Here is a 14,917-nt window from a genome sequence, read left to right as displayed (position 1 = left end):
AAAAGAAAAGCACATCGGATAGGATGTGCTCAGTTTACATTCGTATTTTCATTTTTCTTATTTGTCCGGCGCAGTACAATGAATATAAGCCCTATTAAAATCACAATAGATAGCAGACTTTGCAGCAAAATCACACTTGGTGACGTCCAGCCAATCCATTCGAAGATGAGCTGCGGTCCGAAAAAGATAATCGGAATCAATGAAACGACATTCGCCTTTAAGATTGCATTAAATACAACGATACATAGCAGCATGAGCAAAATGACGCCCCACCTCTGGCCAGAAGTAAGGACAAGTAGTGGTGTGCCGACTTTTTGATCCAATAGTTTGATTGTCACCATCGCTGTCAGCTGAAAGATTCCTAACATCCAAAAGTAGAGAAATACCCGGCTGCTTGTTTGAAAGGCGGACGCTCTAAACATCACAATGATCATGATAACATTGGCCACTAAAACGAGCGGATATCCAATCAAAGCAAACCAAGAATACGATAAGTTTTGGCTGATTGCATCTGCTAAAATCATGTAAAAAAGCGATCCAATTAAGAAAGCACTGACGAACGGCACCCAGTCTTTATGATTCCCTGACAGCTCTTTTGCCAGTTCATCAGCATAGCTCCGCGGATCTCCGCCGAACACATCCTCACCTGTTTTGCCGTCTTTTTCAGCCGCAACCGCATGTGCTGTCAGTTCGTCCATCAGCTCATCGATTTCATCCTGATTTTTTCCCTTTGATATGAGATAAAGTTGCAGCTCTAGTAGAATGTGTCTTGTTTCTTTTGATACCATAATCTCACTTCCCTTTTTGTAATAAGCGGTTTACATTTTTTGAAAGCTCATTCCAGCGGTCAATAAACTCTGTGAGCGCTTGTTCTCCCGCTTGTGTGAGCGTATAGTATTTCCTTTTCGGGCCGGTCGCTGACGCTTTTGTGACGGTGGTCACCAGCTGTTCCTTTTGCATACGCAGCAAAATCGGATAGATACTGCCTTCACTTATTTGATCAAACCCATAATGCGCGAGCTTCTTCGTCATTTCATACCCATAAATTTCGCCCTCAGAAATAATCGACAGCAGGCAGCCTTCTAAAATTCCTTTTAGCATTTGTGTGGATGTTGTCATGATTGTTCCTCCGATTCCAGTACCTTGCATCACAAGATAGCTTTATCTTACCATACACTATCTTGCCATGCAAGATACCATTCCAGAAAAAAATCACCGCTTAAAGGGTGATTTTTACGCCCAAGGCTTATCTGTCCCAAGTGCGTCAGCAAGCGCCTTACTATGCTTTCGGCGGCTTTTTCTTTCCTCTGCCCGCTGCTTCGCTGTTTGATGAAGCATGATCTCTTCCTCTGTTTCCGGCATCACCTGCGGGACTCGTTTAGGCTTTCCGTTTTCATCTAATGAGACAAATGTCAGAAATGAAGTTGCTGCGAGTCTGCGCTCTCCAGACATCAAGTTTTCTTTAATGACTTTGACGAACACTTCCATAGAAGACGTGCCCACCCATGTGACATAGGATTCCAAGCATACGGACTCCTTTTGTCCAATCGGCTCTAAAAAGTCAACAGAATCCATTGAAGCTGTGACCGTTTCACTGCGGCTGTGTCTTGCAGCCGAGATGGAGGCAATGTCATCTATATAACTCATTAATTTCCCGCCAAATAACGTTTGGTGGTTATTCGTATCGAGAGGGAACACCCTGCTGGTTTTAACAACTTTCGATTCCTTGCAGTATTTGAAATTTTCTTCACTCATCATCATAGCTCCTTCTTGCTGTTTTCGTGGATGCGGAACGACTTTTATTAAACACTATTCTTTTAGGTTTGTCTAAACTTTTAGCTTTAGTCTTATGTGAGAGATTTTCTTTCGGAAATGTTTCAACCATGGCTAGAAGAAGGAATAATAGAACTATGAATGAACAAGGAGGCCATTTGATGGATTCTATGAGAGCAGAGCAATTATACAAAATGCCACAATGCATGAGTGAATACGACGATTTAGAAGAAGTTCTTTTATGCAGTCCTATTTATATGGAAATCAAACAAATTATTAACGAAACCCAGAAACATTTTGCGAAAGAAAATATTTCTCAAATGAAAGCAGTCGCTCAGCATAAGCAATTGATCCAAACCCTTAAAGAGAATCAAGTACGGCCCATCCTGCTCCCGGCGAATGACCGCTTCCCTGAGCAAGTCTTCACTCGGGATATTGGGTTTACGATTGGACATACATTGTTTGTTTCAAGTATGGCCGCTCCGGTTCGGCAAGGGGAAGAACAATACCTAAAAGAATGGGCACACGCAAAAGGGTGGTCAGCTGTCACTTTGACAGACGGAACGATTGAAGGCGGCGATGTGCTTGTGGATCAGAACCGTGTGTTTGTTGGCACGAGCAAAAGAACTAGTCCAGCCGCTATCTACCAGCTCAAAAAGGAGCTGCCGGATCATGACATCATTCCGATTCACCTTCCTCCTCACATTTTGCATCTTGATTGTGTGATGAATATTCTGTCTCATGATGAGTTATTAATTTACCCTGAAGCGCTCAAGCAAAAGGACCTTCAGCTGCTCAAAACGTATTATAATTTGATTGAAATCAGTGAACAAGAGCAATTCACACTTGGACCAAATGTTTTATCCATTGGGCAGAAAAAAGTGATCAGCTTGCCCAGCAACCAAGAAACAAATGCTGCGTTAACCGCTCACGGATACACCGTTATTGAAGTGGAATTTTCTGAAATTATTAAATCTGGCGGCTCTTTCAGATGCTGCACATTGCCTATTCGGCGTTCATCTATTAAAAAAGCCAGCATGTAGAACAGCTTGTCTACTTGCTGGCTTTTGTCTAGCTTGTCCTATTTTCTATTATATAAATGACAGGCGACTTCATGTCCTTCTTCCACCGCTTGTAATGCCGGCTTTTTTTCAGCACACACATCCATTGCGGCAGGGCATCTTGTTCGAAATACACAGCCGCTTGGCGGGTTCACTGGACTTGGAATTTCTCCTTTTAAAATAAACCTTTTGCGCTTGTCCTCTACGTCAGGATCTGGAATGGGGATTGCAGACAGCAAGGCTTGTGTATATGGGTGAAGCGGTGTTTGATATAATGCATCGCTTGTCGTCAACTCGACGAGATGGCCTAAATACATCACACCGATCCGGTCACTAATATATTTCACCATTGACAAGTCATGTGCAATAAAGAGAAATGTTAATCCTTCCTCTTTTTGCAGTTTTTTCAGCAGATTCACGACCTGCGCTTGAACGGAGACGTCTAGTGCAGAAATCGGCTCATCTGCGACAATAAACTTTGGCGCTAAGGCAAGTGCTCTTGCAATGCCGATTCTCTGCCTCTGTCCTCCGCTAAATTCGTGCGGATAGCGGGTAGCAAAATCATAGCTTAATCCTACCGCTTCGAGCAGTTCTTTCACGCGGGCAATCCTTTTCTTTTGACTCCCATAAAGCTGATGAATCTCCATTGGCTCAAGCATAATATCTTTTACTGACAGTCTTGGATTTAACGAGGAATACGGATCTTGAAAGACCATTTGCATTTGCCGGTTGAAATCAAATGATTCTTTTTTAGAAAGGTGGTGAAGACTTTTCCCTTCATATAAGGCTTCACCATCTGTTGGTTCATAAAGACGCATGAGTACTTTTCCAAGTGTGGATTTGCCGCAGCCAGACTCACCAACGAGACCAAAGGTTTCACCTTGTTTCAGCTGAAAAGAGACACCATCCAGCGCTTTTAAGGTTCTCCCTTTCGATAGATGAAAATGTTTTTTAAGGTTGTTTACTTGTAAAAGTGGTTCAACTGTCATGTTCGCTCCTCCTCTCACTTGGTAAATACCGCCTTGCACCTGCCCATTCCTTTTCATATGAAGTGCCAGGAAGGGAAAGAAGCTCAATTTGTCTGCCGGTTTTAGGCGAATGAAGCATCATCCCATCCCCAGCGTAGATCCCTACATGACGGACCGCTCCCTTTCCGTTTTCATTTGCAAAAAACAGCAAGTCACCTTGTTCTAAATGGCTTGATGTAACCGGCGTTCCTTGAACTGCTTGGTCACTTGCGTCTCTCGGCAAAAGATATCCGCACGCTTTGTACATACTGTAAGCAAAGCCTGAACAATCATAGCCAAAGCTGCTCATGCCTCCCCATAAATAAGAAAGGCCAATAAATTGTTTTCCTGCGTCTACGACATCTTTGCCGGTCATAGAGAAAGCTTGCGATACTGGGCGTACATCCGCTTTGTTGATTTCTCTTATTCCTACTGGGGTGACAACATGAAATTGATCATCTGTTTCTTTGGCGGCTGCCAGCTCTGTTAAAAAGCTAATCTCCATATCAGGTTCCCCGTTTTGATAGAGTGTGGCTTTTTTCTGACAAACGATAAGAGATGCAGCTGACGCACTTCCCTCTGTTACTTGTTTTAATTGCTCAGCAGGTATATAGCCTGGATAGCCTTGCGGATGTTTCCGGCTGGCCTGCTGCGGTATGACGACTTTCATCCAGCCATCTGTCTCTTCTAATCCAATCACTCGTCCGCCGAGCAGTACTTGAGATTGAATCAAATTCTCTTCACATAAAGCCAGCTTTTCTTCATATGTTTGCTGGTCAATCCATTCTTTGATGTTGATGGAGTCCTGAAGTACCTTTCGATCGATTTCTCGGGGAGACTGCGGCGCTGTCCAAACGTTAGCGACTGGAACCTTTGATTCGTATATCATCATGAGACTCCTTTCACCCCTTGAATGCCTAACCCATGATGCAGCGGTAAAAATATATCTTTTCCTTTGTACACGATTCCTCCGTCTATCATGTCCTCTTTCAGCATAAGCGGGGCATCAAAATCGCAGCGGGTGATATTCGGCTGGCTTGCGGCGAAATGTGCCGCTGCTGTAATGCCAAGCTTTGACTCAATCATACTGCCAACCATGCACTGAACACCGTATGCTTCGGCAAGGGCATTGATTTTTAATGCTTCTTTTATGCCGCCTGATTTCATTAATTTTAAATTGATCAGATCACAGCTTCTCATTTCAAGCACCTTGATCGCATCATGAAAACTGAAAATACTTTCGTCTGCCATGATCAATGTTTCAGTTGCTTCCGTCACACGGCGCAGGCCTTCGATATCTTCTTTCGGCACTGGCTGTTCTACTAGTTCAATATTCAGCGCTTCCATTTTTCGAATAGCTATGATCGCTTCCTTCCACGTCCAGCCCTGGTTTGCATCGAGCCTGATCTGAATATCTGGTCCGACTTTTTCTCGAATCCGTTTGATCCGCTGAATGTCCGTGTGTATATCATCTTTTCCTACTTTGATCTTTAACGTCTGAAAGCCTTCAGCTGCGTATTGCTTCGCATCTTCTGCCATCTCAAGCGGCCGGTTTACACTGACCGTATAGTCGGTTTCGAGCTGATGACGATATCCGCCAAGGTATTGATAAAGCGGAAGTCCTGCCTGCTTTGCTAAGCCATCATAAATGGCCATATCGATTGCAGCTTTTGCGCTTGTGTTGCTTGCGAGCACGCGGTTCATAGCAGAAAAGATTTGTTCATACTCTGCCAAGGAAGCCCCGAGCAAAATGGGTCTGATCACTTCACAGATGGCATAGTCGATGCTTTCCAGCGTTTCTCCTGTAATCACCGATGTGGGAACTGCCTCTCCGTAGCTGACATCACCTTGATCATATGTGATGATAACGATCAGAGATGCTGCGTCATACACCGTTCTTAAAGCGGTTTTGAAAGGCTTTTTTAGCGGTACACTCGTTCTGCATGTACGAACATCGACAATTTTCATTTAATCGCCTCTTTCGCTGCAACGCCTGGAGAAATGTGCAGTTTTTTCCCTGCCGCATCTAGTGCAGCCTGCACGCCCATCGGAATGGCAAAGTTCGGTGATGAATGACCGATCCGAAAGCCGCCGAGTGCAGGTTTCTTTTGCGGGACAATATAGGTTTCCCATAGCTGTTCCAAGGTTAAGGACTGGTCTTTCTTTTTTGGTTCACATTGATGAAAATCGCCAATGATGAATCCTGCCGCATCATCCAATTTCCCAGCAGAGGTAAGGTGCTGCATCATTCGATCGATTTTATAGGGCTCTTCGTCAATATCTTCAATGAACAACAGCTTCCCCTTCGTATCAATTTCAAAAGGTGTGCCAAGTGTTGTCACGATGAGGGCAAGATTCCCTCCTATGATGTCACCTGAAGCGGTGCCGGGGTAGAAGGTATGAAGAGGTGACAAGTGATGCGTATACGTAAAGGCCTTCGGCGTGAACAGCTGCAAAAAGGTATCCTTCGTATACGGATGGACCTCTTCAAGTCCCACATCAGAGGAAAGCATTGGTCCATGAAAAGTCACAAGACCCGTCTGCTGCTGGATGGCCGTATGTAAAAACGTAATGTCACTATAACCCCAAAAGATTTTTGGATTCCGGCGAATGAGATCATAGTCAATGGCTTCCGCAAGTCTGCCAGTTCCGTACCCTCCGCAGGCACAAATAACTGCTTTGACTTCTGGATCTTGAAACATGCCATGAAGATCTTCCACTCTTTCATGATCACGCCCTGCTAAATATCCGTACCGGGAATCGAGATACTTCCCTTTTTTCACCTTCAGCCCGAGGCTCTCTAAAAAGGCAATCCCTTTTGCTAATTTCAATTCATCAGGCGGGCTTGCTGGTGCGATAATCCCCACCGTATCCCCTGTCTGAAGCGCCGCTGGCAGCTGGTTCATGCCAATCCCCTCTTTCTCTTTATTTCTTACAATCTATGGGCATCTTCTCCATAACATGAACAAATAAAGGAACAGACGCTTTTGTTCAAAGCGTCCCATATTGTTGACAAAGGGCTAAAATGATCTTTATTTTAGCCCTTTGTCTTCTATTCAGCGTGACCTGAAAACCTTTGCAGCCCTAGGAAGGACGAGCATCGGAGCGGAGCGAATTTGACATTCGTGAGCACCGAAGCGCAGGACTGACAAAGAATGCGAGGGTTTGTCCGCGCGCTGAGACGCTTTTGTTCAAAGCGTCCGTATCCCTCATTCCCTTCAATTACTCTCCATCTACTTGTGCCCATTTCAAATCGATATACCCAACAGGGTGGCGGACAATTCCCTTCACGCCCTCTTTTTGCAAATGAACTTGGTTATAAAAATGAATTGGAATGATCGGTGCTTCTTCAATGAGAAGTGCCTCTGCATCATGAAGGATGCTGTTTCTTTTTTGTTCATCTGCTTCCTGGCTCGCCTTTTTAATCAGCTGATCATAGGTGTCGTTTGACCATCCAGTCCGGTTCATCGCATTCCCTGTTTGGAAGCTCTCTAGGAAATTGATCGGATCTGCATAGTCTGCTAAAAATGAACTTTGCGAGAATTGAAATTTCAGCGCCTTTTGATCTTCTGCAAATACATTGGCTTCCATGTTTGCAAGCTTCACGTCCACACCAAGCGCTTCTTTTAATTGCTGCTGGATGGCTTCAGCTTTTTTCTTGTTCTCAGGCTTTGTGCTATATGTTAATGTGACGGGCGGCAGCTTTGAATAGTTCTCTTCTTTCAGTCCTTTTTCTAATAGCTTCGCAGCTTCACTCGTATCTTGTTTGACAAGATCGCCGCCAGCTTCTCTGAAATCCTCACCCTTTGAATCTAGAATCCCCGGCGAAACGAAGGCGCGGGCTGGCTTTTCTTTATTCTTCGTTACATAATCCACGATATCTTGCGGGTTGATCGCCATTTGAAAGGCTTTGCGAATGTTCTTATTTTGAAAAGGTTCCATATTCACATTCAGACGATAAAAGAACAGTCCAGCCTGATCTTCAATTTGTACATCTTTATTTTTCAGCAAATTTTCACTTTGTTCTGCTGGGACGAAGGCAGTATCTAAGTCTCCCGATTGATACATTTGATAATCAGTGTTTCGATCGCTGATCATCAGCCACTTTACCTGATCCAGCTTGACTGATTTTTTGTCCCAATACGTCTCACTTTTTTCCATAGTGAAGCTCTCATCATGCTTCCATTCTGTCAGCTGAAACGGTCCATTCCCAACAAAGGTTTTGGCATCCTTTGCCCAGTTTGGATTCTTCTCTGCTACCTTCTCATTGACAGGGAAAAAGGCAGGGTTTGCGGTCATATTTAAGAACGATTTCTGCGGGTATGCCAGTGTGACCTTTAGCGTTTTGTCATTTTCAGCACTGACTTTTACATCCTCTTTCTTTCCTTTTCCGCTGTTAAATGCCTCTCCGCCTTCAATCATGTAAGCTAAGAACGATGCAGAAGAGCCTGTTTTCGGATCAAGCAGACGCTTCCACGCATATTCAAAGTCACTCGCTTTCACTGGATCACCATTCGACCACTTGATGCCGTCTCTTAAATGAAATGTGTACGTTTTTCCATCCTCTGAAATTTCCCATTTTTCCGCCATTGCAGGAGATGGTTCGTGCTTTTCATTCAGTCTTGTTAATCCCTCCATTAAGTTATTCAGACCTTGCCACGATACATTATTAAAACCAATCGGCGGGTCAAATGACGTCGGTTCGTTTTCGTTATTTAAGGTTAATACTTTCTTTTCATTCTTGTTGCTCGATGATCCTTTACCTGCTTGCTCATTGGCTGTACATCCTACGAGCAGCATGATGATGAACAAACAAACACTAATGATCCACCCTTTTTTCCTCATCAAAAACTCCCCCTTTGTGTTGAAGATAACATCGCTTGGTTCGCTCGCTCATCCTGGAGCCAGCAATGCACTGTATGGGTAGGTGACCGCTGCGTTTCGTGCGGCATGATATGATCACACACTTTCATGGCCACCGGGCAGCGTTCGGTATACGGACAGCCCTTTGGCGGAGCAAATAAATCAGGCGGGCTTCCTTCAATCGGAATCAATTCATCTTTCATATCAAGTCTTGGAACGGATTGCAGGAGCCCTTTTGTATAAGGGTGCTGCGGACTGTAAAAAATATCTCGCCTTGTTCCGACTTCAACCATTTTCCCTCCGTACATGACCGCTACCCGGTCGGCAACCTGGGCTACGACCCCTAAGTCATGTGTAATTAAAATAATGGTGACACCTGTTTTCCTTTGAATCTCTTTAAACAGCTCTAAAATTTGTGCCTGTATGGTGACATCCAGTGCGGTCGTTGGTTCATCTGCAATCAGCACCTTTGGCTCGCAAATCAGTGCCATTGCAATCATGAGCCGCTGCCTCATTCCCCCACTGAATTGGTGCGGGTATTGCTTTAATCTCTCCTTCGGCTGCGGAATACCAACCAAATCAAGCATCTGTATAGCGGCTTCTTTCACTTCTTTTTTCGTCAGCTTTTGATGCTCCTTCGCCGCCTCCATCAGCTGATCTCCTATTGTCAAGGTTGGGTTGAGTGCCGTCATCGGATCTTGGAAGATCATCGAGATATCGACACCTCGTATGGCGCGCATTTCTTTCTCGGATAATGACAGCAAGTTGCGGTCTTGAAACCAGATTTCTCCCTGATCGACATGTGCGCTGTATGCAGGCAGAAGCCTCATAATGCTTTGTGAAGTCACACTTTTTCCGCAGCCTGATTCTCCTACAATGGCTAAGGTTTCTTTTTCATATACATCGACATTCACTCCACGTACTGCTTGAACAGAACCGCCATATGTCCGAAAGCTGACGTGCAGATCGATGATTTGTAGAACTTTTTTCAAAGCGCTTCACCTCTTCATCTTTGGATCAAGTGCATCTTGCAAGCCATCACCTAAATTGTTAAAGCAAAACATCGTGAGTGAAATAAAAAATGCCGGGAAAAATAAACGCCACCAATGTCCATTGTCTGACAGCACAGTCGGCAAAGCGTCATTAGCCATCACACCCCAGCTTGCAAACGGCGCTTGAATACCTAAACCGAGAAAGCTTAGGAACGCTTCAGCAAATATCGCGGTCGGCACAGTGAGGGTCATCTGGACAATAATCGGCCCCATCGTATTCGGCAGCAGGTTGCGGCGAATGATCCGCAGGCTTTTGGCACCAAAGGTTTTTGAGGCAAGGACATATTCCTGGCTTTTCAGCTGAAGAACCTGACCTCTCACAATTCTTGCCATTCCAATCCATCCGGTGACAGTGAGCGCTACAATAATGGTGACTAGCCCTGGCCCCATGAGCACCATCAATAAAATGACGACGAGTAAATAAGGAAGTCCGTAGAGCACCTCGACAATCCGCATCATGACATGATCATAGCGTCCGCCTTTATAACCGGCTATGCCCCCATAAATCACACCGATGGCAAAATCAATCAGGGCTGCCATGACGCCCACAAATAACGAAATGCGTGCTCCGTACCAAGTACGTGTGAACACATCTCGCCCAAGCTCATCTGTGCCGAACCAGTGAGCAGCCGAGGGCGGCAGATTTTGCATCGAAAGACGCTGCTCTGTCACACTATTTGGCGCAAGCAATGGGCCTAAGATTGCCATGACAAAAAGAAAAATCAGGACCGATAGACTAAACATCGCAAGCTTATTTTGCTTCAGCCGCCTCCATGTATCAGCCCAATAGGAAAGAGAGGGTCTTTTAATGGCATGGGCTTCCGTTTTCTTTTGCTCTCGAGGAGAAAACCATTCGTCCGGGACTTCAGGATGCCTGTTCGGTGGATCATGCTGAAGGTGTATACTCATGCCTTTCCTCCTTTCTGATGCAGCTGAATCCTCGGATCAAGAAGACGATACGCCACATCGACAATGAAGAGAAGTGTGATTAAAATAATGCTGTAAAAAACAGTGGTTCCCATGATGACAGGATAATCACGGTTGTTAATGCTCTCGACAAAGTATTTTCCCATTCCAGGAATGGCAAATATTTTTTCAATGACAAAACTTCCTGTTAAAATACTTGCGACAAGTGTTCCAAGAATAGTTACAACGGGTAAAAGTGCATTCCGAAGCGCATGTTTAAATACAATTTTAAAGGGAGAAAGTCCTTTTGCTTTGGCCGTACGGATATAGTCTTGCGACAGCACTTCAATCATGCTCGATCTCGTTAACCTTGCGATAATGGCCATTGGTCCGACAGCAAGGGCGATTGTAGGCAGCACCATATGCATTGGACTTGTCCACATCGCTGTAGGAAAGAGCTTCAAATTGACAGCAAGCTGCTGAATTAATATGGTAGCAAAGATAAAGTTTGGAATGGATATACCGAAAACAGCAATGGTCATAGCGATGTAATCAATCAAACCATTATGCCGGAGGGCAGCCATGACCCCTAGCAGAATGCCAGAGATGACAGCAATCAATATTGAGATAAGACCAAGTTCTAATGAGACTGGGAAGCCTCTCGCCAATAGATCATTGACACTTTCAGAAGGCTTTTTAATGGAAGGACCAAAATCAAAGGTAACAATGGATTTTAAATAGATGACATATTGAACATAGAGTGGCTCGTCTAAGTGATAGTAGCTTTCGAGGTTTCGCTGGACGGTTTCGTTTGTATTTCGTTCTTCATTGAAAGGCGATCCTGGGATGACCTTCATTAAAATAAACGTTAAAGTCGTAATCGTTAAGATCGTGGCAATCATCGCAATAAAACGCTTGAGCAAAAAGCTGGCCATCTGCTGTCTCCCCCTCACTTAACAAAATGTTGTACGTGCGGCAAGCTCTGTCATGACAAGCATCGCTTGATAGGCTTCTAATATATTCTCTGCTTGGTACGTCACCGTCGTTGTTCCTTCTATGATGGCAGTACCCGGCATTAAATTCGCCCATTCAGCTTGTCCATAGTTGGCAAACTCAATTTTAAGCAGCGGCTGATCAGGAGGCGTCAGCGGCTTCATTTGATCAATCTGTGTCATCGCGGCTTCCACTTGCTGCGAGATTTGTTGATTGACTTTGGCAGGAGGTAAGCATTTCACAGCAGATCTTGAGATGGTCTCTTTCACCGCTACTGTTTTCACACCAGGCATCAGCTTTTCTGCCTCTAGTGCTGCTTGATCATCCCCGCAAACAAGAATCACTGGAACACCATAGTAGCCTGCAACATACGCATTAAAGCCCATTTCACCAATTGGATGATCATTTATGTAAAAATGTCTGACCCCAAAAATCATACTGTGCGACATCACACCTTTCATTGATGCTCTTGCATGATAGCCTAAAAAAACAGCTGCATCATAGGTTTGATCCAACCCTTGCACCATTGAATAAGGCTTTACATCACCTGATATGAGAACTGCCTCTTCATGCAGCTCTTCGATCAAAAGATTATTCATTTTAGAATGACTGTCATTCACCAAAATGTCGGTGGCACCATGCTGAATAAGCGCTTCTACACAGGCATTCACTTCACCTGTCATAATGCGTCTGCCCCGCTCATAGTTATGCTGGCGTGAATCAACAAATGTATGATCAGCTAGACCAGTAATTCCCTCCATATCGACAGATAGATAGAGCTTCATTCCCATCCCCCTTTAATTAAACATAAAATTTGTGTATATTTTTCTAAATTTTCTAAAAAATTATATGAGAACTTGATTGATTTTTCAATACAATGTCCGAAAATAAGGAATTTAGGCTCAGATAATACAGGTCAAAAGACTATTTTAGAAAGGATTTTTTTAACAAATAAAACACCACTAACTATGTCTTTAGTGGTGTTTATCCGCTTCATTGATCTGCGATTTCAGCTGTTCATATTTCTTTATGGTTTGTGTAAATAAATCATCAAACATCTGAGGTGCCTGCTGTTGAATGACCTCAGCACCTTCTCCTGTAATTCCCCCTTTTGTCGCCACTCTATCGACAGTTTCAGCAAAGGTGAGGCCTCGTTCTACGAGGATCTGGCCTGTCCCTAAAAGGGCATACGTTAAAAATTCATTCGCTTCCTCCAAGGAAAGATCACTATTTCTCACAGCCGCTTTCGCCATTTCTTCAAACAGAGCAGCGATAAAACCAGGAGATGAGCTTGTCAAATTGCTCGCCGCATCAAACCGGTCTTCCTCTACCTCCCTGACGATGCTAAAAGCTGAAAGCAGACGGTGTAAACGCTCTTTTTCCTCACGCCCTGCGGCTGCACCATGCGCAACAAGGGATACGCCTGTGCCAACAGCTGACGTGAGTGTTGGGATGTATCTAGACACTGGCTGTGTTGTATGCGCTTGTAACTTTTCTAATGTCACAGCTGCTGCTACTGACACAATATGTAACGCTCTCGCTGCGGAAGGCAGCTGATCTAGAACATCTAGTACAGCAAGCGGCGGCACGCAGACAAACAATATATCACATGACGCAGAAAGTTCGTCTAATGAACAAATGCTGATTTCTTTGTGCTTTTCTTTAAGCTGATGCAGGTGTTCCGTTTCACTTCTTGTATGGATCATGATTTGATGAGCATCTAGTACCCCATTTTCCAGCCACTTTTGCACCATCATCTCAGCCATACTTCCATATCCAATAATTCCGATTGTTTCCACAGTTTAAACTCCTCTATTTGCTAAGATTCACTACTTATTTTAACAATTTCCCACAATGTTTTCATTTTTATCCCACACTTTTTTCTTACGATAAAATCAGTCACCACCACATAAGGTAAAACACATTGAACACATACATGAAAAAATCAATGAAAGAGAGTGATTCGGATGACTCACAAAGATGACAAACAAACTATTGAACAACCTCAAAAACAGAAGAAGCCAAATGGCTGGTTTAAGCCATTCGTCAGCGGTGTTGTGGGCGGTACATTAGCGTTAGGCGTGTACGTTCTTACGCCATATGCTCAGCATTCATCAGACAGCAACGCAAATGATTCAGCAGCGAAAACAGAAGCAGTATCGACAAATCACACGAATTCGTCAAAAACAACAGCCATCCAAACATCAAATTCATCAAACAGTATTTCCAGCATGGTCGAAAATGTATCACCAGCAATTGTCGGCATTACAAACTACCAAGCACAAACTCAAACAGACACGAGCTTTGGCGATTTCAGTACCCCTTTCGATGAATCACAGCAAAACAAAAGCAGTCAAGAGGAAAAAACCGGTACAGGCTCAGGAGTGATTTTCAAAAAATCAGGCAATAAAGCCTATATCTTAACAAACAACCACGTCATTGAAGGGGCAAACAAACTCACCGTATCCTTACACGATGGTAAAACCATTGAAGGAAAACTGGTTGGAGCTGATCCGCTCACTGACCTAGCCGTTGTGGAAATTAGCAGCAGTCATGTGACGAAGGTGGCGGCATTAGGCAATTCCTCCTCACTGCGTGCTGGAGAAACTGTCATTGCAATCGGAAACCCGCTTGGTGAAGATCTTTCAAGAACGGTGACACAAGGAATTGTCAGCGGTGTCGACCGAACAGTCTCTATGAACACATCAGCAGGCGAAAGCAGCATTAATGTCATTCAAACAGATGCGGCCATTAATCCAGGTAACAGCGGCGGCCCGCTTCTGACGACAGACGGAAAGGTTGTGGGGATCACGAGTATGAAAATCTCTGAAACAGGTGTGGAAGGCATTGGGTTCGCGCTGCCAATCAATGATGTCAAACCAATCGCTGATCAGCTTCTCGCAAAAGGAAAAATTGAACGTCCATATATCGGTATCAGTATGCTGGATCTCGAACAAGTTCCAGATGTGTATCAGAAAGAAACACTCGGACTTAAAAGCAGTCAGCTCGATCAAGGCGTGTATGTCAAAGAAATCGCCGCTGGCTCACCTGCCGCCAAAGCAGGCTTAAAGTCAGAGGATGTCATTACCGCCATCAATGGAAAACAAATCAAAACTGGCAGCGAATTACGTCACGAGCTATACACGAATACAAAAGTAGGAGACACCGTGAGCATCACCCTCATTCGAAACGGAAAACAAGAAACGAAACAGGTCACATTAACACAATCTGAATCTAAGCAGATCAGTTCCTAATGAAAAAA

Annotated in this window: 15 protein-coding genes; 2 read left to right on the top strand and 13 right to left on the bottom strand. The window is 44.2% G+C overall.

Translation table 11 applies throughout. From position 1 onward, the window contains the following. Nucleotides 1-29: 29 nt before the first annotated feature. The 3 genes from MHI08_RS06165 to MHI08_RS06155 all read right to left on the bottom strand — a co-directional run bounded on the left by MHI08_RS06165 (nt 30) and on the right by MHI08_RS06155 (nt 1,755). Nucleotides 30-788: a hypothetical protein gene (locus MHI08_RS06165; protein WP_056766258.1), complete on the bottom strand. Its 759-nt coding sequence runs from the start codon at nt 786-788 to the stop codon at nt 30-32. 4 nt (nt 789-792) lie between these two features. Beyond that, nucleotides 793-1,119, bottom strand: coding sequence for a PadR family transcriptional regulator (locus MHI08_RS06160; RefSeq protein ID WP_024424630.1), 327 nt, complete (start codon nt 1,117-1,119; stop codon nt 793-795). A 114-nt stretch (nt 1,120-1,233) separates the two neighbouring features. Beyond that, on the bottom strand, nt 1,234-1,755 hold the full coding sequence (locus MHI08_RS06155; protein ID WP_008346212.1) for an acyl-CoA thioesterase: 522 nt from the start codon (nt 1,753-1,755) through the stop codon (nt 1,234-1,236). Nucleotides 1,756-1,934: 179 nt separating this feature from the next. Between MHI08_RS06155 and MHI08_RS06150 the strand changes: the two genes are divergently transcribed. Beyond that, nucleotides 1,935-2,816 carry a dimethylarginine dimethylaminohydrolase family protein gene (locus MHI08_RS06150; RefSeq protein WP_056766256.1) on the top strand — a complete coding sequence of 294 codons (882 nt, stop codon included), beginning with the start codon at nt 1,935-1,937 and terminating at the stop codon, nt 2,814-2,816. A gap of 38 nt (nt 2,817-2,854) precedes the next feature. Here the strand turns inward: MHI08_RS06150 and MHI08_RS06145 are convergent, their stop codons facing one another. From MHI08_RS06145 to proG, 10 genes are all read right to left on the bottom strand, one after another. Then, nucleotides 2,855-3,823 (bottom strand): oligopeptide/dipeptide ABC transporter ATP-binding protein, encoded by a 969-nt coding sequence (locus MHI08_RS06145; RefSeq protein WP_024426800.1) that lies wholly within the window; start codon nt 3,821-3,823, stop codon nt 2,855-2,857. Then, nucleotides 3,813-4,730: a C40 family peptidase gene (locus MHI08_RS06140; protein ID WP_056766254.1), complete on the bottom strand. Its 918-nt coding sequence runs from the start codon at nt 4,728-4,730 to the stop codon at nt 3,813-3,815. Before MHI08_RS06140 ends, MHI08_RS06145 begins: the two co-directional genes overlap by 11 nt. Then, entirely contained in the window at nt 4,730-5,809 is a 1,080-nt protein-coding gene (locus MHI08_RS06135) for a dipeptide epimerase (RefSeq protein ID WP_056766252.1), read from the bottom strand. The genes MHI08_RS06140 and MHI08_RS06135 overlap by 1 nt, the downstream gene beginning before the upstream one ends. Beyond that, nucleotides 5,806-6,747: an LD-carboxypeptidase gene (locus MHI08_RS06130; RefSeq protein WP_039177981.1), complete on the bottom strand. Its 942-nt coding sequence runs from the start codon at nt 6,745-6,747 to the stop codon at nt 5,806-5,808. The genes MHI08_RS06135 and MHI08_RS06130 overlap by 4 nt, the downstream gene beginning before the upstream one ends. A 316-nt stretch (nt 6,748-7,063) precedes the next feature. After that, nucleotides 7,064-8,686, bottom strand: coding sequence for a peptide ABC transporter substrate-binding protein (locus MHI08_RS06125; RefSeq protein ID WP_024426796.1), 1,623 nt, complete (start codon nt 8,684-8,686; stop codon nt 7,064-7,066). Continuing rightward, nucleotides 8,686-9,696 carry an ABC transporter ATP-binding protein gene (locus tag MHI08_RS06120; RefSeq protein WP_342492385.1) on the bottom strand — a complete coding sequence of 337 codons (1,011 nt, stop codon included), beginning with the start codon at nt 9,694-9,696 and terminating at the stop codon, nt 8,686-8,688. The genes MHI08_RS06125 and MHI08_RS06120 overlap by 1 nt, the downstream gene beginning before the upstream one ends. Before the next feature lie 6 nt (nt 9,697-9,702). Next, nucleotides 9,703-10,665, bottom strand: a complete 963-nt coding sequence (locus MHI08_RS06115) for an ABC transporter permease (RefSeq protein ID WP_041085074.1) — start codon at nt 10,663-10,665, stop codon at nt 9,703-9,705. Further along, entirely contained in the window at nt 10,662-11,597 is a 936-nt protein-coding gene (locus MHI08_RS06110) for an ABC transporter permease (protein WP_342492384.1), read from the bottom strand. Before MHI08_RS06110 ends, MHI08_RS06115 begins: the two co-directional genes overlap by 4 nt. An 18-nt stretch (nt 11,598-11,615) precedes the next feature. Further along, entirely contained in the window at nt 11,616-12,440 is an 825-nt protein-coding gene (locus tag MHI08_RS06105; RefSeq protein WP_342500084.1) for a M55 family metallopeptidase, read from the bottom strand. A gap of 189 nt (nt 12,441-12,629) precedes the next feature. Then, nucleotides 12,630-13,454, bottom strand: a complete 825-nt coding sequence (gene proG, locus MHI08_RS06100) for a pyrroline-5-carboxylate reductase ProG (RefSeq protein WP_342492383.1) — start codon at nt 13,452-13,454, stop codon at nt 12,630-12,632. A 168-nt stretch (nt 13,455-13,622) separates the two neighbouring features. On the opposite strand from proG, the gene MHI08_RS06095 reads away from it, so the two are divergent. Continuing rightward, nucleotides 13,623-14,909, top strand: a complete 1,287-nt coding sequence (locus MHI08_RS06095; protein ID WP_342492382.1) for a trypsin-like peptidase domain-containing protein — start codon at nt 13,623-13,625, stop codon at nt 14,907-14,909. The last annotated feature ends 8 nt before the right edge of the window (nt 14,910-14,917 follow it).

The sequence above is a fragment of the Bacillus sp. FSL M7-0791 genome (assembly GCF_038627085.1).
GTDB lineage: Bacteria > Bacillota > Bacilli > Bacillales > Bacillaceae > Bacillus > Bacillus safensis.
The sequence above is the reverse complement of the archived record's forward strand: the minus strand, read 5'-3'. Positions and strand labels throughout refer to the sequence as shown.